The following is an 18,675-nucleotide window of genomic DNA, read 5'->3' as shown; positions in this document are numbered from 1 at the left end:
GTGCTCCAACGGCCGGTCGCGGTAATCGGGTTGAGCATGGTCATCAGATGCCGCGGCGCTTCCACGACTCCCACCACAGCCACTCCCGCCCGCGTTCGGCGACGGCCGACCACACCAGCGGCTGCAGGTACGGCATCGCCTTGGCTCCGATCCGCTGCCTGAGCCGCAGGGCGCGGTACTCGGGCAGCGCCTCGTAGCCCGGCAGGCACTCCCCCGCGAAGGCCACGAGTTCGTCGACCGGGACGACTTCGGTGCGCCCCCGGTCGTACGCTCGGTAGGCGCGGCGCAGTGCGAAGCGGGCGAGGCGGGTGTGCACCGCGTCTGCCAGCCGGTCGGCCTGCGGCAGCAGGCCGGAACATTTGCCGAGTACGGAGTCGTAGGCGACGAGGCGCTGCCGGAGGTCGTCGAGCTGGCCCCCGAAGTCGGTGGTGGACATGTTGTTGCCGTGGACGCGGTAGAAGGCCTGGTCCGCCCCGCGTACGTAGCCGACGTCGGCGCGGGCGGCGAGCCGCATCCACATCTCGATGTCGCCGGCGTGCGGAAGCGTGGGGTCGTAACCGCCCACCTCGCGCTGCAGGCTGGTGCGGACGACGACCTCGGGCGAGGTGATGCAGCCGGTGCCTTCACGGAACCGGCGCTCCAGCCACCGGTGCCCGGGATAGACGACCGAACCGGTACTGCGGGTACGGGCCTTGGGCAGCGGGCCTCCGTGCTGGAAGCGCAGTGGGCGGCCGTAGGCGAACCCCGCCTCAGGATGGGCGTCCAGCAGCGCGGCGGCGCGTACCAGTGCGCCGGGGACCAGCCGGTCGTCGGCGGAGAGCAGCGCGACGTAGTCACCGTCGGCCCACTCCAGGAGGCCCTCGTTGTAGGTGGCGATGTGGCCCTTGTTGGTTTCGTGCACGCGGACTTCGATGCGCGGGTCGGCGGCGGCCAGCTTGTGCGCGGTCTCCGCCGAGTCGTCGGGCGAGGCGTCGTCGATGATGAGTACCCGGACGTCAACGCCGTCCTGTTCGTCCAGGACGCTGCTCACGCAGTCGGCGAGGAAATGGCCGTACTTGTAGCAGGGGATCACAACACTGACGCTGCTCATCGGTGGGAAGGCCAATCCCCGGCGGTGGCCTCCCGCGAGCGTGCGGGAGGCCACCGACGGTGGGTTGTGGTCGGTCAGTTCTTCTTACGTACGGTCTTGCTGGTCAGGGTCCAGACCTGGGACTTCACCGTGTGGTTCTGCTTGTCCCGGGCCGTGACCGTGATCTTGAACCGCGTGCCGTCCGGCAGCGGGGAGGACAGGTGGACGGACACCTTGTGGGTGGCCCGGTCGTAGGAGAGAAAGGCCTTGACGTTAAGTTTCCTGGCGGCCGCGGCCTTCGCGCCCGGCAGGACGGTCACCGTCGCCTTCACCGACCCCACCTTGGTCGTGCTGGGCAGCGACGTGACGAGGGCGTTCTCCGCGTAGGCGGTGCGCGCCAGCGAGGAGGTGGTCACCTCCGAGGTGGTGCCCGACGTCAGCGACGCCGACGGGTCGTCGGCGGTGAAGACGGGACCGACCCAGTAGTTCGCGGATCCGTAGGAGCCGTTGGGGAAGGCCACGTCACTGCCGTACCGGTAGAGCCCGTTGCGGGCCGTGCTGATGTCGGCGGGGGCGGTCAGCGGATACGACTTGTGGGCCGACGCGAAGTAGCCGCCGTCCACCGCGTAGTTGCCGTTGGGCGCGTGGTAGGAGACGACGTACGCGGTGTCGGCGCTGATCGCCACCGGGTTGGCGAAGGTCATCGTCTGCCAGCCGGAGGCGGACTCGGTGGTGAAGGTGCCGGAGGCGAGGAGCGTGCCGTCGGTGGACCAGAGGCTGCCGGTGTGGGTGCCGGTGTTGCTGGCGCCCTTGTAGAAGGTGACACCGGTGACCCAGCCGCTCGCCGAGGACTTGAACCGGGTGCCCAGTTCGAGGGAGTTGGGGTCGTCGGTGACGGCGGTCCTGGCCGGCACGGTGTCGGAGTTCCACAGCGTGCAGGGGCAGGTGACCGCGGGCGGGGTGGAACTGGTGGTGAACGTCCAGGTCACCGGGTCCGCCATGGCGTTGCCCCACAGGTCCTCGACCTTGACGGACGCGGTGTACGCGGTGTTCAGATCCAGTTCCGTCGACGGTGTGAAGGTCGCCTTGTTCGACGCGGGAAGCGTCTTGACGCCCGGCACGGTGTTGCCGTTCGGGTCCTTCAGGGTGAACGTCAGCGTGTCACCGTCGATGGCGTGGTCGAAGACGGCCGACACCGGTGCCGTGATCGCCGCGCCGGTCGCCCCCGACGTCGGCGAGGTCGAGGTGACGACGGGCGGGGTCGTGCTGGCCGTCGAGGTGTCCAGCACCACGTCGATCCAGTAGTTGCTGCCCGAGGACTGCGAGGACGGGAAGGCGCTGGTCGAGCTGTAGCGGTAGACGCCGTTGCCGCCGTCGGTGCCGGACTGGAGCGCTGTGAGCGGGGCCAGGCCGGCCGACTTGCCGGAGAAGAAGCCGCCGTCGTAGGAGTAGCCGCCGTTGGGGGCGAAGTACGAGGCGACATAGGTGGTGTTGGCCTTGACGGTCACCGGGGTGGCGAAGTTCAGCTGCTGCCAGCCGGAGGCCGTCTCGTTGGTGAAGGTGCCGGTGGCCAGGCGGGTGCCGGAGGCGCTCCACAGGCTGCCGGTGTGGGTGCCGGTGTTGGCGGGTGACTTGTAGAAGCGGACGCCGGTGATCGAACCGGCCACCGTGGTACGGATCTTGACGCCGAGCTCCAGCGAACTGCCGTCGCCCGCGTTGACGGTGCCGGGCACGGCGGTGGCGGGCCAGACGGTGCAGGGGCAGGCCTGGGGGCCGACGGTCAGCGGGATGGTGGTGACGGCGCCGATGTTGACGCTGTCGTCGACCGCTCGGACCTTGATGGACGCGGTGCCCGGGGTCGTCGGCGTCCAGTTGTAGCTCCAGGACGTGAGTCCGGTGGTGGCGTTCCAGGTAGTTCCGCCGTCGGTGGACACCTCCGTGCGGGCCACCACTCCCCCGCCGGAGTCGGTGGCGGTACCGGTGATGGCGACCGGCTTCAGCGCCGGGACGGTGACCCCGGAGGCCGGACCGGTCACGGTGATGGCCGGACCGGTGGTGTCGGTGGAGGGCGTGGCGGCGACGAGGTTGCTCTGCAGGTTCAGCGGCTGGACACCCATGTCGGCGAAGATGTTCACGGTCGCCTGCTGCATACGGGCGTCCTCGGTGACCACGACGTCCTCGGGGTCGTACGTCGGGAGGTTGGTCAGCCCCCACGACCACTGGACGGTCCCCGCCCCGAACACCAGGGCCCCGGAGTCCTGGTCGCGGAACTCCACGAGATTGTGCGTCGCGGTGCCGTTGCCGTACATGTTGCCCCAGTCGAGGCGGTACTTGCCGTCGTCGATGTCCACCGTCGTGGACGACACGTGGATCGCTCCGGCGGGCCTGGTGCTGTTGACGATGTCGCTGTCCCACTCGTAGCCGAGGGTGCCGGCCGGGAAGGTGGCCGTCTGGCCCGACGTGAGGTTCGCGACGGAGGTGTTGCGCCAGATCCGGTTCTTGCCGTACGAGCCGGGGACGGTGATCGAGTCGGCACGGTAGCCGTTCACCGTGAACATGGAGCCGGTGAGGATGTTCGGCGGCTGGTAGTCCATGCCGTAGGTGGTGCTTGTCGGGTCCATCCAGGTACCGGTCCAGGTGCCGCTGGGGTCGGCGATGCCGTTGCCCTGCACCATCTTGGTCATCTTGTAGCAGACCAGGGTCCGGTTCGCGGTGCTCGTGCCGTCGTTGCTCGGGGCGAGGCGGGTCTTCCAGAAGACCTCGTTGCCGCTGAAGTAGCCCTGCCGGACGCCGGCCTTCCTGGCGGCCAGGACGTTGGAGTACTGGCTCTGGGTCCAGTACTCGTCATGGCCGGAGGACAGGTAGACGTCGTGGTTGAGCAGCAGGGACGCGTTGGTCGACACGTCCACGCCGGACAGATAGCTGACGTCGTAGCCGTTGCGCTCCAGCCAGGACAGCATCATGAACTCGGAGCCGTAGATGCCGTTGTCACCGCCGATGTCCAGCGGCCGGTTGTAGCTGACCTCGTAGGCACGGCCGTCCGGTGCGGGGCCCGCGCCTCCGTACATGTCCTGGCCGCCGTAGTCGTTGTAGGCCTGCCAGGTCTGGTCACTGGTCTGTACGACGATGTCGGAGGTGCTGGAGTCCTTGCGGACGACGAACGGGTACGGCATCAGGCCGTCGCCGTCCGTCTGTGCCAGGTTCGCGATGTACAGGCCGGACACGGCGTCGCTGGGCACGTCCCAGCTCACGGTCACGGGCCAGTTACCGCAGTCGACCAGCCCGGTGCTGCTCTTGGTGGTGCAACTGGCCGGGCTGGTCGTGTAGTTGGCCGGGTACGTCACGGCCGCCTGGGCCGCGGTCGAGATCAGGCGTGCACCGTTGCCGCCGTACCACCCCAGGCGGTAGATCTCCACACGGTACGAGACCGGTGACTGGATCTTGAACTGGACGGTGTCACCGGCCTGGACGCTCTCCTTGGTGGTGAAGCCCTTGATGTCACCGTAGGAGTTGGGCGCGTACCAGTCGGACATCGGGCTGCCCGACTTGGAGTTCTCGCACACGATCTCGTTCGAGGCCGTGCCGCACGGATCGGATGCCGCCTGGGCAGGCAGTGCCTGCGGGAGCACCGCCCATATCAATGCCGCTACGACGGCGAGGCGCCCGCCCCGGATCCGTCTGCTCCATCTGTTCATGTGTACCTCTCAGCGGTGCTGTGCACTGTGCAGGGGCCGACCCGTGGAGTCGGGGTGGAGCGTGAATGTGGGGGCCGATCAGCTTTCGAGCGCCTTGGCGAGCGTGTCCACGACGCGTTGCTGCTGTTCGGGGCTTATCTGGGGGAAGAGCGGCAGCGACAGGATCCGGGCCGCCGCCTTCTCCGCGTGGGGGAAGTCGCCACGGGAGTGGCCGAGATGCCGGTACGCCTCTGTGAGGTGGACGGGGGCGGGATAGTGCACGCCCGCGCCGATGCCCTCGGCGTTGAGCTTGCCGACGATGTCGTCGCGGTCCGTGCCGGCGACCTGGACGACGTACAGGTGCCAGACATGGACGTTGCCGGCAGCCGTCGTCGGGAGGACCACCCGGCCCGCCGCGGCCAGGTCGGCGAGCAGCGTGTCGTAGCGGGCCGCCGCCGCCCGCCGGGCCGCGTTGCCGTCCGCCAGCCGCGCCAGTTTCGCCCGCAGGACGACGGCCTGCAGCCCGTCCAGACGACTGTTGAAACCGGGCACGTCGTGCCGGTACTTGGCGACGCCGCCGTGGTTCGCGATCGCGCGCACCAGACCGGCCAGCTCCTCGTCGTCGGTCAGCACCGCGCCCGCGTCCCCGTAGGCGCCCAGGTTCTTCCCGGGGTAGAAGCTGGTCGCGGCGATCCCGCCACTGCCGGGCGACCGGCCGTCACGGGTCGCGCCCTGGCACTGGGCGGCGTCCTCGACGACCCGTACGCAGTCGGGCAGTTGGCCGGCCAGGCCCGTCACTTCGGCCAGCTGGCCGTACAGGTGCACCGGTACCACCGCGCGGGTGGCCGGGCCGACCGCGTCCAGCGCGGCCTGCGGGTCGAGCAGATGGGTGTCGGGCAGACAGTCCGCCAGGACCGGCCGCGCGCCGATCCGGGCCACCGCGCCCGCGGTGGCGATGAAGGTGTTGGCGGGTATCACGATTTCGTCGCCGGGCCCGACTCCGCTTGCGCGCAGGGCGAGTTCGACGGCGTCGGTGCCGTTGGCGACGCCCACGCAGTGCGCGACAGCGCCGAAGCCGGCGTACTCGCGCTCGAACGCCCCGACCTCGTCGCCGCCGATGAACGCGGTGTCGGCCAGGACCCGTTCGAATCCGGCCCGTACGTCGTCGGCGACCTCGGCGTGTGCCGCCTTGAGGTCCACCAGCGGAATCTGGTTCATGCGACTGGTCCCCCCAGTTGCTCCGTCAACAGTTCGTCGAGCGCGGGCGGTGCCGCCTCCCGCAGCCGCCGGGCCGGGCTCCCCACCCAGACCTCGCCCGGCGGGACATCGCCGAGCACGCTGCTCCCCATCCCGATCTGCGACCAGGCGCCGACCGTCGTGCCCTCCCTGACCAGGGCCCCGGAGCCCACATAGGCTCCGCGCCCCAGCCGGACGCCGCCGCCCAGGCGGACGCCGGAGGTGATCGTGGCGTAGTCCTCGACCACGTCGTCGTGGGTGAGGACGGCCTGCGGCATCACCGCGACATGAGCGCCCACCCGCACGGCGGCGGTCAGGGCACAGTGCGCGAGCAGCACCGAGCCGGGGCCGACCTCCGAGGTCGCCGACACCGCGGCCGTCGGATGGATCACGGTGGCGTAGCGGTCCTCGGGCAGGCCGAGTCTGCGGACCAGACGGGCGCGGGCCGCATAGTCCCCGGGATTGCCCACGCAGATCACGACTTGAGCTGCGGGCAGTTCGTGGACCAGGTCGCAGCCGCCGAGTACGGGCACACCGTCGACTTCCTTGCCGTGCAGTTCGCCGTTGTCGTCGAGGTGCCCGAGCAGCTCGATGTCACCCGCGTCCCCTACGGCCTGTGCGGTCTCCCGGGCGAAGCCGCCCGCGCCGATGATCAGCAGTCCGCTCATCTTCGGGCCTGTTCGCGCAGCGCCGCCACGACGCGGTCCTGCTGTGCCTCGGTCATCGTGTGGAACAGGGGCAGGATGAGCGAGTCGGCGCTGATCCGCTCGGTGACCGGCAGCGGCACACCGGGGTGCCCCTCGTAGGCGGGTTCGAGGTGCGCAGCCATGATCCCGCGCCGGGCGGAGACACCGGCTTCGGCGAGCGCGGCGAGCAGGTCGTCCCGGCCGACGGGGAAGTCCTCGTCCAACAGCACCCAGTAGGACTGGAAGTTGCTCTGCCCGTGCGCGGGGTCGCGTACGGGGACGAGGCCCGGGACGTCTCGCAGCAGCGTGTCGTAACGGGCCGCCAGTTCGCGGCGGCGGGCGATCATCGCGTCGAGTCTGCCGAGCTGGACCAGGCCGATTGCTGCCTGGACATCCGTCATCCGGTAGTTGTAGCCGACCTCCAGATAGCTCTCCAGGACCGGCTTGCTGCTCGCGTGCCGCTGTGCCGCCGAGGCGTTCATCCCGTGCTCGCGCAGCCGGCGCAGGCGTGCCGCCCACTCGGCGTCGTCGGTGGTGATCATGCCGCCCTCGCCGGTGGTGACGAGCTTGCGGGGATGGAAGGACCAGGCGGCGAGCAGCGCGCCCTGCCCCACGGGCTTGCCGCCGACGGTGGAGCCGATGGCGCAGGCCGCGTCCTCGACGAGGGGAAGGTCCCAGTCTGCGCAGGCGGCGCGCAGGCTGTGCACATCGGCCGGTACGCCACCCTGGTGGACGGCGAGGACTGCCTTGGTACGGGGGGTGCGGACCTCGTCCACGGTGGCCGTGGTCAGGTTGCCGGTGGCTGGGTCGACGTCGGCGAACACGGGCTCGGCGCCGACGTAACGTACGGCGTTGGCGGTGGCGATGAACGACAGCGAGGGCACCACGACCTCGTCGCCCGGCCCGAGTCCGAGCGCGACGAGCGACAGGTGCAGGGCGGTGGTGCACGAACTGACGGCGATGCCGTGCTCGGCGCCCACCCGCTCCGCGAAGGCCCGTTCGAAGGCGGCGACCCGGGGTCCCTGGGCGACCCACCCGGACAGCACCGCGTCGGAGGCGGCTCTGGCCTCTTCCTCGCCGAGCCAGGGGATCATCACCGGGATGCGGTCGGTGGTCACTTGGCCGCCTCCCCCGCGGCGGCGCGCTCGGCACGCCACCACTCCACCAGGTCCTTGAGGCCTGTACGCAGGTCGATCCGCGCCGTGAAGCCGAGCCGCCCGGCGGCCTGGGTGGTGTCCGCGAGCCGCCGGACCACCCCGTTCACCGCGCGGGCGGGCCCGTGCTCCGGCTCCAGGCCCGACGCGCCCATCGCCTCCAGCAGGCCGTCGGCGAGTTCGCGCAGCGAAGTCTCCGTGCCGCTCGCGACGTTGAACACCTCGTCGGTCAGATCCGACTCGGCGGCCAGCACATTGGCCCTGGCGATGTCCCGGACGTCGACGAAGTCCATGGTCTGTGTGCCGTCGCCGAGGATCAGCGGAGGTTCGCCCGCCTCGATGCGCTCCATCCAGCGGATGAGCACCTCGGTGTAGAGGCCGTGGATGTCCATCCGGGGGCCGTAGACGTTGAAGTAGCGCAGCGCCACGTAGTCCAGCCCGTACATGGCGTGGAAGCTGCGCAGCATGCCCTCGTTGAATGCCTTCGCCGCGCCGTAGAAGGTGTCGTTGTTGTACGCGTGGTGGCGCTCGGTCGTCGGAAAGGTCTCGGCCATGCCGTAGACGGACGCCGAGGACGAGGCGACCACCTTGCTCACGCCGGCCTCGGCCGCCGCCTCCAGCACGTTGAAGGTGCCGTCGACCATGACCTCGTTGGCCAGCCGGGGTTCCTGCGCGCACTGGGTGATGCGTATCGCGGCGAGATGGAACACCAGGTCGGCGCCCTCGGTGACCTTCCGTACCGTGGCGGCGTCCCGGATGTCACCCTCGACGACCTCGACGACACCGCTGGGCAGGGCCCGGGCGAGGTTGGCGCGCCGCCCGCGCACGAAGTTGTCCAGCACCACGATCTCTCGGGCGCCGCCCTCGGCCAGGAGGTCGACCAGGTTGGAGCCGATGGTGCCGGCTCCCCCGGTGACCAGGATCTTCTTGCCTCGTACGCTGCTCAACTGCGCTGCCCTCTCGGTGAATTACTGCGTCTTGGCCTGTGTGGACATCGGGAGGCACATCGTCAGTGCCCGGCACGCAGGCCGACGACCGCGCCCTTGAATTCCAGGCTCCGGGACGCCGCCTCAAGGATGTCCAGCACTCTCAGGCCCGCCCGGCCGTCGGTCAGCGGCGCCCGGCGCTGTCCGATCGCGTCGCCGAACTCGTCGACCATGCTGCGCAGCGCCTCCTTCTCGCCGATGGCGGGCGCGACCATGTCTCCGGAGCGGTACGAGATGAGCATGTCCCGGCGCTCGTCCGCGCCGATCTCCTGGGGCGCGGCCAGGTCCACACCCCGGTCGAAGATCGCCACGCGCTGGGCGGGGTTGAGGTCGTCCCAGATCAGGGTGCGCTTGGAGCCGCCCACCATGGTGGTCCGTACCTTGGTCGGCGACAGCCAGTTGACGTGCACGTGGGCGATGGCCCCCGTGTTGAGCTGGAGCGTCAGATAGGCGACGCAGGCCTGTCCCGCGCCGATCGGGTCGGCCCCGTGGGCGGCGACGGCGACCGGTTCGACGTTGTCGGGGAGGATGAAGTCCAGGATCGACAGGTCGTGCGGGGCCAGGTCCCACATGACGTCGACGTCCTTCTGGACCAGCCCGAGGTTGATCCGGACGGAGTCGACGAAGTGGATGTCGCCGAGTTCACCGGAGCGGACCAACTCCCGGATACGGCCCACGGCAGGTGTGTAGCAGTAGGTGTGGTCGCACATCAGGGTGAGTCCGCGCTCCTCCGCCTCGGTCACCAGCCGCATCCCGTCGGCGTAGGTCGCCGCGAGGGGCTTCTCCACGAGGACGTGCTTGCCGGCGCGCAGGGCGGCCAGGGCGATGTCGAGGTGCGTCCCGGCGGGCGTGGCCACGGCGATCGCGTGGACCGACGGGTCGGCGAGGACAGCCGCGTAGTCCGAGGTGGCCTGGACCGTCGAGTAGCCGCCGAGGACCCGCTGGGCCCGGTCGACGTCGAGGTCGCACAGCCAGCGCAGCCGGAACCGCTCGCCGGCCTGGAAGTTGCGTACGAGGTTGGGACCCCAGTAGCCGGCCCCGACGACCGCGACTCCCAACGGCTCCGTGGTCTGCGTCACTTGCTTCCTCTTCCTTCGGTCCATCAGTAGGCCCCCGTTCCCCGCACCACCGCGGACCCGGTGCGCGCCAGGATCTCCAGGTCGAGTCCCATCGACCAGTTGTCCACGTATCCGAGATCGAGCCGGACCGCCTCGTCCCAGGGCAGGTCGGAACGGCCGCTGACCTGCCACAGCCCGGTGAGGCCGGGCTTGACGAGCAGTCGGCGCTTGACCTCCGGCGTGTACTCCTCCACCTCTTCGGGCAGCGGGGGCCGGGGGCCGACGAGCGACATGTGGCCGCTGATCACATTGATCAGCTGGGGCAGTTCGTCGAGTGAGGTGCGGCGCAGCACCGAGCCGACCCGGGTGATCCGTGGGTCTTCCTTCATCTTGAACAGCAGGCCGTCGCTGTTCTCGTTGAGGTGCGCCAGTCCCGCCCGGAGGGCTTCCGAGTCCGGGCGCATGGTGCGGAACTTCAGCATGGTGAAGTGGTCGCCGTAGCGGCCCACCCTCTGCTGCCTGAAGAGCGTCGGCCCGGAGCTGTCCAGCCGGACGATCAGGGCGATCAGCAGCATGGGCAGCGCGAGGACCGCCAGGAGCACCGCCGCGAGCGACCGGTCGAGGAGTTCCTTGGGCAACCGGGAGATCCGGGTGAGGTTCGGCGCCTGTATCCGCACCAGCGGCACCCCGTTGGTGGGCCGTACCGTAAGCCGGGAGGCGGAGACGTCGGTCAGTACGGGGGCCAGCAGGAAGTCGACACCCTGTACCGCCGCTGTCCAGGACATCCGGCGCAGGACGGAGGCGTCGGACTCGGGTACCGGCAGTACCACCACGGTGCTGATGCCCATGGCCCGGACCACGTCGTCCATGTCGCCGACGCCGCCGAGTACGGGGAGCCCCAGCTTGTGGATCTCCGCCCGGTTCTTCGGATCGCTCAGGCACACTCCGGCGACCTGCAGTTCCTGTTCGCCGCCGCGCCGCAGCACGGCGATCAGTTCCAGGACACCGCGTGACGGCCCGACGAGGAGCGTCGCGCTCCGGTCCAGGCCCCGCGCCCATCTTCGGTGGAGCCGACGGCGGAGCGCGTACCGGCACGGCAGGGCGATCGCGACAGTCGACAACGTAGCCATGACCATGTCATGAAGGAGGGCCTCATCGTGCGCGACCAGATAGTGCCCGACCACGGCCAGCGCCGGCAGCGCGAAAGCGCCTCGGAGCACCCGCCGGTATTCCTCGGTTCCCAGCCCCAGGGCGGTGCGGTCGTAGGAGCGATGGGCGAGCATGGCCACGATCCACGCCGGGGGCAGCACCAGGGCCACCGCCCAGCGGCCGTAGGCCGCGTGGATCAGGAAGGCCGCGACCACGGCGGCGAAGCCGTCCGCGATCAACAGGGCGAATCGATACTTCTGTTCCCCGTGTCTTCGGCGAGCTTCCGGACTTCTGCGTTCCACAACCAGTTGCTCATGCGTGACCTCGATGGCCATGCTCCCCCCACAACATGCGCGGCTACCCCCCGACCGAAGTGCCCTCCACACAGCGGCACTGGAAAGCGAGGGAGCGTCAGCGGTTCCCCAACCGCCTCATGCCCCCCAGCATGCTTCTCACTGCAAGTTCAAATCCGTTCAAAAAGCCGCACCGTGACATGCAGTCAAGGACAAGTTCCCCACCCAAAACGGTCCGGCGGCACTCAATCTAGACCACTGAACGCAGCCACGGGAACGGTTGAACGAAACACACATCGCATTAGTGACACTGACGGCATACTGCCCACGTGACGAGCATCGTGATCCCGGCCCACAACGAGGCGCGAGTCATCGGCCGACTCCTCGACTCGCTGCTGGCCGACCTTTCCGAGGACGACCCCTCCGAGAACGGCACCGACATCGTGGTCGTGTGCAACGGCTGCACGGACGACACCGCGCGGATCGCGGCCGCCCGCGGGCCGCGTGTGCGGGTGGTCGAGATACCCACCCCCTCCAAGCACGCCGCCCTGCGGGCGGGAGACGACCACGCGCGCGGCTTCCCCCGCCTCTACGTGGACGCGGACGTCGTGCTCGCCGGCGCCGACGTACGGGCGCTGACCGCACCCCTGCTCGACGACGCCTCGGACATCCTCGCCACCGCCCCCGAGCGGCGGATCCCGCTGGCCGCCTGCGCATGGCGGGTGCGTGCCTACTACCGGGTGTGGCAGCAACTGCCCGCTGTGCGCGCGGGGTTGTTCGGTCGGGGGGTCATCGCGGTCTCCAAGGCCGGGCACGCCCGCATCGCCGCGCTGCCACCGCTGATGGCGGACGATCTGGCCGCGTCCCTGGCGTTCGCCCCGCAGGAGCGGCTGGTGGTCGGCGAGGCCAGTGTCGTGGTCCACCCGCCGCGCACCTGGCCCGACTTGATGAGACGGCGGGTCCGCGCCGCGGTCTCCACCGCCCAGGTCGAACAGCATCAGGGACCGGAAGAAGCCTCGGCGCGCACGAGCACGGCGGACCTGAAAGCCCTGCTCCGCAGGGATCCGAAGCTCTTCACGAGTGTCGTAGTCTTCGTCGCGGCGGCGGTCGCCGCCCGGCGGGAGGCCAGAAAGGCCATCCGGGCACAGGACTTCGGCACCTGGCTCCGGGACGAGAGCAGCCGGCAGAACTGATCGCACCGCACCTGGAGTTCTCCTCGATCATGTATCTCACCGACCGCTCCGCCCCTCGGCAGGCGGACACCGAACAGGGCCGAAGACGCGGCGCGGGGCCCAAGGTCGCCCCGGTCGTACTCGTGCTGGGCACGGTCAGCCTGATCACCGACATCTCCTCGGAGATGGTCACCGCCGTTCTGCCGCTCTACCTCGTCACCACGCTCGGTTTCACCCCGCTGGTGTTCGGCACCCTCGACGGCGTCTACAACGGCGTCAGCGCGCTGGTCCAGCTCACCGGCGGCCATCTCGCCGACCGGGTGCGCAACCACAAGCTGATGGCCGGGCTCGGGTACGGCCTGTCCGCCCTCTGCAAGCCGTTGCTCCTGCTCACGAGCAGCATCGGCGCGCTCGGCACGGTCCTCGCCCTGGACCGGACCGGCAAGGGCCTGCGCACCGCCCCGCGCGACGCGATGATCTCCCTGTCCACGCCGTCCGAGAGGCAGGGGCGCGCCTTCGGGGTACACCGGGCGATGGACACCACGGGCGCGATGCTCGGCCCGCTGGCGGCCTTCTTCATCCTGCGCGCGGCAGCCGACGGCTACGACGCCGTGTTCGGTGTGAGCGCGTGCGTCGCCGTGCTCGGCGTACTCGTGCTGGTGCTGTTCGTACCAGGCAGACGGCAGGGCGCGCAGCAGGAGGAGGAAGCAGGTGTGGCGGACGCCAGGCCGCCCGTCCGGGTGCGGGAAGCGCTGGGGCTGCTGCGTCTGCCGCGGCTGCGGGCGCTGGCCGGCTGTGCCGGGCTCCTCGGACTGACCACGGTCAGCGACGCCTTCGTGTATCTGCTTCTGCAACGGCGCGCGGGCATCGCCGACGAGTGGTTTCCGCTGCTGCCGCTGGGCACGGCCGCGGTGTTCCTGCTGCTGGCGGTGCCCGTCGGCGCGCTGGCCGACCGGATCGGGCGGCGCACCGTGTTCCTCACCGGGCACGTGGGTCTGCTCACCGGCTACGCCCTCCTGCTGTGGGCCCCGGCCACGCCGGCCCTTCCCTTCCTCGTGCTCGCCCTGCACGGCGTCTTCTACGCGGCCACCGACGGCGTACTTCCGGCCGCCCTCGCCGACATCGTGCCCGAGCAACTGCGCGCCAGCGGCCTCGCCATCGTCGGCACCAGTCAGGCGCTGGCCCGGTTCTGCTGCTCGCTGGCCTTCGGCGCCGCCTGGACGGTGTGGGGCGACGGCCCCGCGCTGGCCGGCTCGGCGGTCGGTCTGCTGTGCTGCGCGGCCGTCGCGGCCGTGGTCCTGCGGCCGACCGGCGGGACCCGATGACCACCACCGTCACAAAGCCCCGAGGATCAAGATGACATCGCTGCGCGGCCGCCTGTTCATACTCCTCACGGGGGTGCTGCTCCTCGCGGGCCTGGGCACCGGAGTGGTCCTGAACGCCGCCGACCGCGCGGAGCAGGGGAAGCAGCCGCAGCCGGGCGGTCCCGCCGTCAGCACGGGCAGGCTGACGCTCGACCAGAAGAGCCGCCTGACGTTCGTCAACGCGGCCGCCGGCCCGCACCGCACCGCGGTCGCCTCGGTCCCGTCCACCGACCCCGGGGGTGGCCGGACCGCCTCGGACCTGAAGTGCGCACGCTTCTACGCGGCGGCCGGCACAGGTGTCTGCCTCCAGTCCGTCCCCGGTGTCCTCAAGCAGAGCAACCGCGCCCTGCTTCTGGACGTCGGCCTCCGTACCGTGCGCACCTTTCCGCTCGCGGGCACCCCCAGCCGGGCCCGGGTCTCACCCAGCGGCCGCTTCGCCGCCTGGACCGTCTTCGTCTCCGGCGAGTCCTACGCGTCGGCCTTCTTCTCGACCCGGACGTCGGTCCTGGACACCCGCACCATGCGGCTGACGCCCAGTCTGGAGACGTTCTCCATCGTCCTGGACGGCAAGCCCTACCGCGCATCGGACGTCAACTTCTGGGGCGTCACCTTCGCCTCCGACGACGACACCTTCTACGCCACCCTCAACACCGCCAGCAAGACCTACCTGGTGCGCGGCTCCGTCTCCGAGGGCAAGGTCACCACCCTGATCGAGAACGTGGAGTGCCCCTCGCTCTCCCCCGACGGGACCCGCGTCGCCTTCAAGAAGCGGGTCCTGTCCCGTACCGCGCTCTGGCACGAGTACGTCCTCGACCTGAGCACCCTGAAGGAGACGGCGCTCGCCGAACGCCACAGCGTCGACGACCAGGCCACCTGGCTCGACAACAACACCCTCGCCTACGCCCTCCCCACCGAGGGCGAGGTCGGCAGCAGCGACCTGTGGAGCGTGCCCGCGAACGGCAGGGGCAGCCCCCGCCTGCTGATCGCGGGGGCCTCCTCCCCGGCGCCGCTGTAGACAGCGAGGAGGGGAGCGGTCAGGCGTCGGCGAGTTCGGCGGCGCCGAACGAGACGTCGAAGCGGTCGCACCAGATGCTGAGACTGGTGTACCGGGACGGGTCGACGCCCTCGGGCAGGGGGTAGTTCTGGCTTCCCTTGTTGCCCTTGAGCTCGCCGAGGCTGACGTACTCGCCGTCGTCGAAGAGATGCCAGCCGGCACGCCCCTCCTTCACCGGGGCGTCGGTCAGCCATACGCGCAGGTCCGGGCCATTGCTGGTGTCGAGCCGCTCCAGCCTGATCACATGGGTGCCGTCGGCGAGCCGTACGAGCTTCACCGTTCCCGATGTCGTGTGCTCGTGGCTGATCAGCTCGCCGCTCGCCAGCGTCACGGGTCCGGTCGGTGCAGAGGCAGAGGGGGAGGACGACGCCACGGATTCCGCTGCAGGGTTCCGGGAGGGCTCCGCGACAGCGGGCAGGGACTCCGTCACCGTCTCGTCCTGCCAGAGCTTCCACGGCTGGAACCAGTACACCCCGGCCCCCACTCCCACGACCACCGCCACCAGCAGCCCGGTGATCAGCGACCCCCTTCGCACGCTCCCCATGCCCATGCCCGTCCCGCTCCTCGTTCCGCGCATCCGTGTCGTCACCACATTCAACGGGCGGAGGAGTCACCCTGACCCGGGTCGGCCGATGACGAGTTCCTTACGTCCCGGCGCCCGGTACGCTGCCGGGCCGTCCCCTTACGGAAGGGTGACGTGTCGGGCGTGGCCGCCGGTACGGCGGTTGACCGGCCCTAGCGTGAGCCCTATGCGTGTACTGGTCACCGGCGGTGCCGGGTTCATCGGGTCCCATGTCGTCGACGTGCTGGCGGAGCGCGGGCACGATCCCGTCGTGTTCGACGTGGCGTCGGATCTCGGCGCGGATGTGCGGAACAGGGAGGCGGTCGCCCACGCGCTGGGCGGTGTGGACGCCGTGTGCCATCAGGCGGCCATGGTCGGCCTCGGCACGGGTTTCGCCGACGCGCCGGAGTACGTCTCCCGCAACGACCTGGGCACGGCCGTCCTGCTCGCCGCCATGGCGGAGGCGGGTGTGCGGCGGCTCGTGCTGGCGGGGTCGATGGTGGTGTACGGGGAGGGGCGGTACGAGTGCGGGCGCCACGGGGTGGTGCGGCCGGGGCCACGCACCATCGCCGGTCTCGCGGCCGGACGCTTCGAGCCGCTGTGCCCGGTGTGCGGCGAGGAACTGGCGCCGGGGCTGGTGGACGAGGACGCGCCGGCCGATCCGCGGAACGTGTACGCGACGACCAAGCTGACCCAGGAACATCTGGCGGCGGCGTGGGCCCGGTCGACGGGCGGGACGACCGTCGCCCTGCGCTACCACAACGTGTACGGGCCCCGGATGCCCCGCGACACCCCGTACGCCGGTGTGGCCTCCTTCTTCCGTTCGGCGCTTGCGCGCGGGGAAGCTCCCCGGGTGTTCGAGGACGGGCGCCAGCGGCGGGACTTCGTACACGTACGGGATGTGGCGGCGGCCAATGTGACGGCGCTGGAGGCGGGTTCGGCCGAGGGGACGCTGACCGCGTACAACACCGGCAGCGGTGAGCCGCACACCGTCGGGGAGATGGCACGGGCGCTGGCCGCCGCACACGGCGGGCCCGAGCCGGTGGTCACCGGGGAGTACCGGCTGGGGGACGTCCGGCACATCACCGCCGACTCGTCACGGCTGCGGGCCGAACTGGGGTGGAAGGCGGAGGTCGGCTTCGCGGAGGGCATGCGGGAGTTCGCGCGGGCCGGGATGCGTGGCTCGTAGGGCTCCTCGGACCGGTGGTGCTGCCCGTGTTCAGGAAGCGGCCGCGGGCAGCACCACCTCGAAGCGGCAGCCACCGGGGATGTTGCGTACGGTGGCGTGGCCCTGGTGCGCCTCCACGATCCCCCGGACGATGGCGAGGCCAAGGCCCGCGCCGGCCGGGGGCGTCCGTGCGTGGGTACCGCGCCAGCCGGTGTCGAAGACCCGGGGCAGATCCTCCTCGGCGATGCCGCCGCAGCCGTCCGTCACGGAGAGCACCACGCCGTCCGGGGACCGCTCGGCCGCCACCGCGACCGTGCCGTCGGCCGGGGTCCGGCGGATCGCGTTGACCAGCAGGTTGCCCAGGACGCGGCTCATCTCCTTGCCGTCCACCTCGACCGGCACGGGTTCGACGCGGCTGCCGACAAGCCGCACCCCCTGTTCACGGGCGAGCGGGTCGGCGCCTGCGAGAGCGTCGCCGACCAGGTCGTACAGGGAGATCCGGGAACGGGTGAGGGCGAGGGCGCCCGCGTGGATGCGGGAGAGCTCGAAGAGGTCGCCGACCATGTCGTTGAGACGTTCGACCTCGGTGCGGATCTGGCGCAGATAGCGGCCCGGATCGGCGGCGACCCCGTCCTCCAGCGCCTCGGACATCGCGCGCAGGCCCGCGAGCGGGGTGCGCAGATCGTGCGAGATCCAGGCGACGAGTTCACGCCGGGAGGACTCCAGCGCGCGTTCACGTTCCCGTGACGCAGCGAGCTTCGCGCTGGTGATCGCCAACTCGGCGCTGAGCGCGGTGAGTTCGGCAGTGGCCGGGCCGTCGGGGGCCGCGAAGTCGCCGCCGTCACCGAAGGAGCGGGCGGCGAGTTGGAGAGCCCGGCTGCGGGCGACGACCCAGCGGCCGAGGAGCAGGGCGGTCGCCAGGGAGACCACGGCGGCCATCGCCACGACCGTCGTCACCACGGTCAGGTCGTGCGGGGACAGGAACATCGCCCACGCCACGGCCAGAGTGCCCGCGAGCATGGCGGTCACCGCCACTGCGGCCACGACGGTGAGCGACGTGGTGAACGAGCGGCGGCGCAGCAGCCACAGCGCGGCCGCGCCGAGCAGTCCGGCGGCGCCGGCGCCGAGGAAGGCGAACAGGGCGATGAGCAGGGTGTCACGCATGGTCAGCTCTCCTCGGTTTCTGCGAGCGCACCGGCGGATGCGCCCTCGGCAGAGGTGCCGAAGGGCTCGAAGCGGTAACCGACGCCCCACACCGTCTGGATGAGCCGTGGTCGTGCCGGGTCGTCCTCGACCTTGCCGCGCAGCCGGCGGACATGGACGGTGACCGTGGACAGGTCGCCGAAGTCCCAGCCCCACACTTCGCGCATCAGGTCCTCGCGGCTGTACGCCCGCTCCGGGTGCCGCAGGAAGAAGGCGAGAAGGTCGAACTCCCGGAGAGTGAGGGCGAGTTCGGTGCCGTTCTTGATGGCACGGCGGGCAGCGGGGTCGAGGACGAGGCCGGCCGAGCTCAGGGGCCCGGCGCCGTCGACGGGGCGCGTGCGCCGCAAAACGGACTCCACCCGCAGGACCAGCTCCCGGGGGCTGAAAGGCTTGGTGACGTAGTCGTCGGCGCCGACCTCCAGACCCAGGACGCGGTCGTCCTCGTCGCCCCGGGCGGTGAGCATGATGACCGGAACCGGGCCGCGTGCCCGCAGCCGGCGGCACACCTCCAGGCCGTCCATGCCGGGCAGCATCAGGTCCAGCACCACCAGGTCCGGCCAGTGCGCGGTGGCACGGGCGAGCGCGGCCGGGCCGTCCTCGGCGCGGTCCACGGTGTATCCGGCCCGGGTGAGGTAGCCGACGACGACCTCGGCGACGGTGGGGTCGTCGTCGACGACGAGGACGCGGGCCGGGCCGGCCGCGCCGGCGACCGGCGCCCTGGCGACACCGGCCGCCCTCCGCTCATGTGGTTGTTGCTCCATGCGTCCAGCCTCGCACCGCGCCACCGCCGGTGGGGCCCCACGGGCACGTACGGCCTCCGACGTCCGCGTTTCGTAAGGAGGCGAAG

Annotated in this window: 15 protein-coding genes; 4 read left to right on the top strand and 11 right to left on the bottom strand. The window is 70.7% G+C overall.

Annotated elements, in window-relative coordinates; all coding sequences use genetic code 11:
- Positions 1-43 precede the first annotated feature (43 nt).
- The 8 genes from RB628_RS14625 to RB628_RS14590 form a co-directional block, all read right to left on the bottom strand.
- Positions 44-1,090 (bottom strand): glycosyltransferase family 2 protein, encoded by a 1,047-nt coding sequence (locus RB628_RS14625; protein ID WP_318320831.1) that lies wholly within the window; start codon positions 1,088-1,090, stop codon positions 44-46.
- A gap of 74 nt (positions 1,091-1,164) precedes the next feature.
- Positions 1,165-4,764 (bottom strand): DUF4082 domain-containing protein, encoded by a 3,600-nt coding sequence (locus tag RB628_RS14620; protein ID WP_318320830.1) that lies wholly within the window; start codon positions 4,762-4,764, stop codon positions 1,165-1,167.
- 78 nt (positions 4,765-4,842) lie between these two features.
- A complete protein-coding gene (locus RB628_RS14615) occupies positions 4,843-5,961 on the bottom strand; it encodes a DegT/DnrJ/EryC1/StrS family aminotransferase (protein WP_318320829.1) in 1,119 nt (372 codons plus the stop codon).
- Complete coding sequence (locus RB628_RS14610; RefSeq protein WP_318320828.1) at positions 5,958-6,647, bottom strand: NeuD/PglB/VioB family sugar acetyltransferase; 690 nt, start codon at positions 6,645-6,647, stop codon at positions 5,958-5,960. The genes RB628_RS14615 and RB628_RS14610 overlap by 4 nt, the downstream gene beginning before the upstream one ends.
- Complete coding sequence (locus tag RB628_RS14605) at positions 6,644-7,783, bottom strand: DegT/DnrJ/EryC1/StrS family aminotransferase (protein ID WP_318320827.1); 1,140 nt, start codon at positions 7,781-7,783, stop codon at positions 6,644-6,646. The genes RB628_RS14610 and RB628_RS14605 overlap by 4 nt, the downstream gene beginning before the upstream one ends.
- Positions 7,780-8,766 carry an NAD-dependent epimerase/dehydratase family protein gene (locus RB628_RS14600; RefSeq protein ID WP_318320826.1) on the bottom strand — a complete coding sequence of 329 codons (987 nt, stop codon included), beginning with the start codon at positions 8,764-8,766 and terminating at the stop codon, positions 7,780-7,782. The genes RB628_RS14605 and RB628_RS14600 overlap by 4 nt, the downstream gene beginning before the upstream one ends.
- A gap of 62 nt (positions 8,767-8,828) precedes the next feature.
- Positions 8,829-9,884, bottom strand: coding sequence for a Gfo/Idh/MocA family oxidoreductase (locus RB628_RS14595; protein ID WP_318320825.1), 1,056 nt, complete (start codon positions 9,882-9,884; stop codon positions 8,829-8,831).
- Positions 9,885-9,907: 23 nt separating this feature from the next.
- A complete protein-coding gene (locus tag RB628_RS14590; RefSeq protein ID WP_318320824.1) occupies positions 9,908-11,347 on the bottom strand; it encodes a sugar transferase in 1,440 nt (479 codons plus the stop codon).
- A gap of 287 nt (positions 11,348-11,634) precedes the next feature.
- Here RB628_RS14590 and RB628_RS14585 point away from each other — a divergent pair, with 287 nt between their 5' ends.
- Genes RB628_RS14585 through RB628_RS14575 form a run of 3 tightly spaced genes read left to right on the top strand, consistent with a single transcriptional unit; the run spans position 11,635 to position 14,856 of the window.
- Entirely contained in the window at positions 11,635-12,498 is an 864-nt protein-coding gene (locus tag RB628_RS14585) for a glycosyltransferase family 2 protein (protein ID WP_318320823.1), read from the top strand.
- Between the two features lie 29 nt (positions 12,499-12,527).
- Complete coding sequence (locus RB628_RS14580) at positions 12,528-13,802, top strand: MFS transporter (RefSeq protein ID WP_318320822.1); 1,275 nt, start codon at positions 12,528-12,530, stop codon at positions 13,800-13,802.
- Positions 13,803-13,833: 31 nt separating this feature from the next.
- Positions 13,834-14,856 (top strand): TolB-like translocation protein, encoded by a 1,023-nt coding sequence (locus RB628_RS14575; protein WP_318320821.1) that lies wholly within the window; start codon positions 13,834-13,836, stop codon positions 14,854-14,856.
- Positions 14,857-14,875: 19 nt separating this feature from the next.
- On the opposite strand, the gene RB628_RS14570 is transcribed toward RB628_RS14575, so the two are convergent.
- Positions 14,876-15,439, bottom strand: coding sequence for a DM13 domain-containing protein (locus tag RB628_RS14570; protein WP_318320852.1), 564 nt, complete (start codon positions 15,437-15,439; stop codon positions 14,876-14,878).
- Positions 15,440-15,644: 205 nt separating this feature from the next.
- Here RB628_RS14570 and RB628_RS14565 point away from each other — a divergent pair, with 205 nt between their 5' ends.
- On the top strand, positions 15,645-16,646 hold the full coding sequence (locus tag RB628_RS14565; protein WP_318320820.1) for an NAD-dependent epimerase/dehydratase family protein: 1,002 nt from the start codon (positions 15,645-15,647) through the stop codon (positions 16,644-16,646).
- Positions 16,647-16,676: 30 nt separating this feature from the next.
- Here the strand turns inward: RB628_RS14565 and RB628_RS14560 are convergent, their stop codons facing one another.
- Together RB628_RS14560 and RB628_RS14555 are read right to left on the bottom strand one after the other, a co-directional pair.
- A complete protein-coding gene (locus RB628_RS14560; RefSeq protein ID WP_318320819.1) occupies positions 16,677-17,789 on the bottom strand; it encodes a HAMP domain-containing sensor histidine kinase in 1,113 nt (370 codons plus the stop codon).
- Between the two features lie 2 nt (positions 17,790-17,791).
- Complete coding sequence (locus RB628_RS14555; protein WP_318320818.1) at positions 17,792-18,589, bottom strand: response regulator transcription factor; 798 nt, start codon at positions 18,587-18,589, stop codon at positions 17,792-17,794.
- Between the last annotated feature and the right edge of the window lie 86 nt (positions 18,590-18,675).

Origin of the sequence: Streptomyces sp. ADMS, assembly GCF_033441795.1 — a bacterium.
Classification (GTDB): domain Bacteria; phylum Actinomycetota; class Actinomycetes; order Streptomycetales; family Streptomycetaceae; genus Streptomyces.
This window is presented reverse-complemented; position numbering and strand designations above follow the sequence as displayed.

Excerpts from the sequence above, each read along its gene's own strand:
- RB628_RS14625 (WP_318320831.1), bottom strand. The coding sequence starts at position 1,090 with ATGAGCAGCGTCAGTGTTGTGATCCCCTGCTACAAGTACGGCCATTTC.
- RB628_RS14620 (WP_318320830.1), bottom strand. The coding sequence starts at position 4,764 with ATGAACAGATGGAGCAGACGGATCCGGGGCGGGCGCCTCGCCGTCGTA.
- RB628_RS14615 (WP_318320829.1), bottom strand. The coding sequence starts at position 5,961 with ATGAACCAGATTCCGCTGGTGGACCTCAAGGCGGCACACGCCGAGGTC.
- RB628_RS14610 (WP_318320828.1), bottom strand. The coding sequence starts at position 6,647 with ATGAGCGGACTGCTGATCATCGGCGCGGGCGGCTTCGCCCGGGAGACC.
- RB628_RS14590 (WP_318320824.1), bottom strand. The coding sequence starts at position 11,347 with ATGGCCATCGAGGTCACGCATGAGCAACTGGTTGTGGAACGCAGAAGT.
- RB628_RS14580 (WP_318320822.1), top strand. The coding sequence starts at position 12,528 with ATGTATCTCACCGACCGCTCCGCCCCTCGGCAGGCGGACACCGAACAG.
- RB628_RS14575 (WP_318320821.1), top strand. The coding sequence starts at position 13,834 with ATGACATCGCTGCGCGGCCGCCTGTTCATACTCCTCACGGGGGTGCTG.
- RB628_RS14570 (WP_318320852.1), bottom strand. The coding sequence starts at position 15,439 with ATGGGGAGCGTGCGAAGGGGGTCGCTGATCACCGGGCTGCTGGTGGCG.
- RB628_RS14565 (WP_318320820.1), top strand. The coding sequence starts at position 15,645 with ATGCGTGTACTGGTCACCGGCGGTGCCGGGTTCATCGGGTCCCATGTC.
- RB628_RS14560 (WP_318320819.1), bottom strand. The coding sequence starts at position 17,789 with ATGCGTGACACCCTGCTCATCGCCCTGTTCGCCTTCCTCGGCGCCGGC.
- RB628_RS14555 (WP_318320818.1), bottom strand. The coding sequence starts at position 18,589 with ATGGAGCAACAACCACATGAGCGGAGGGCGGCCGGTGTCGCCAGGGCG.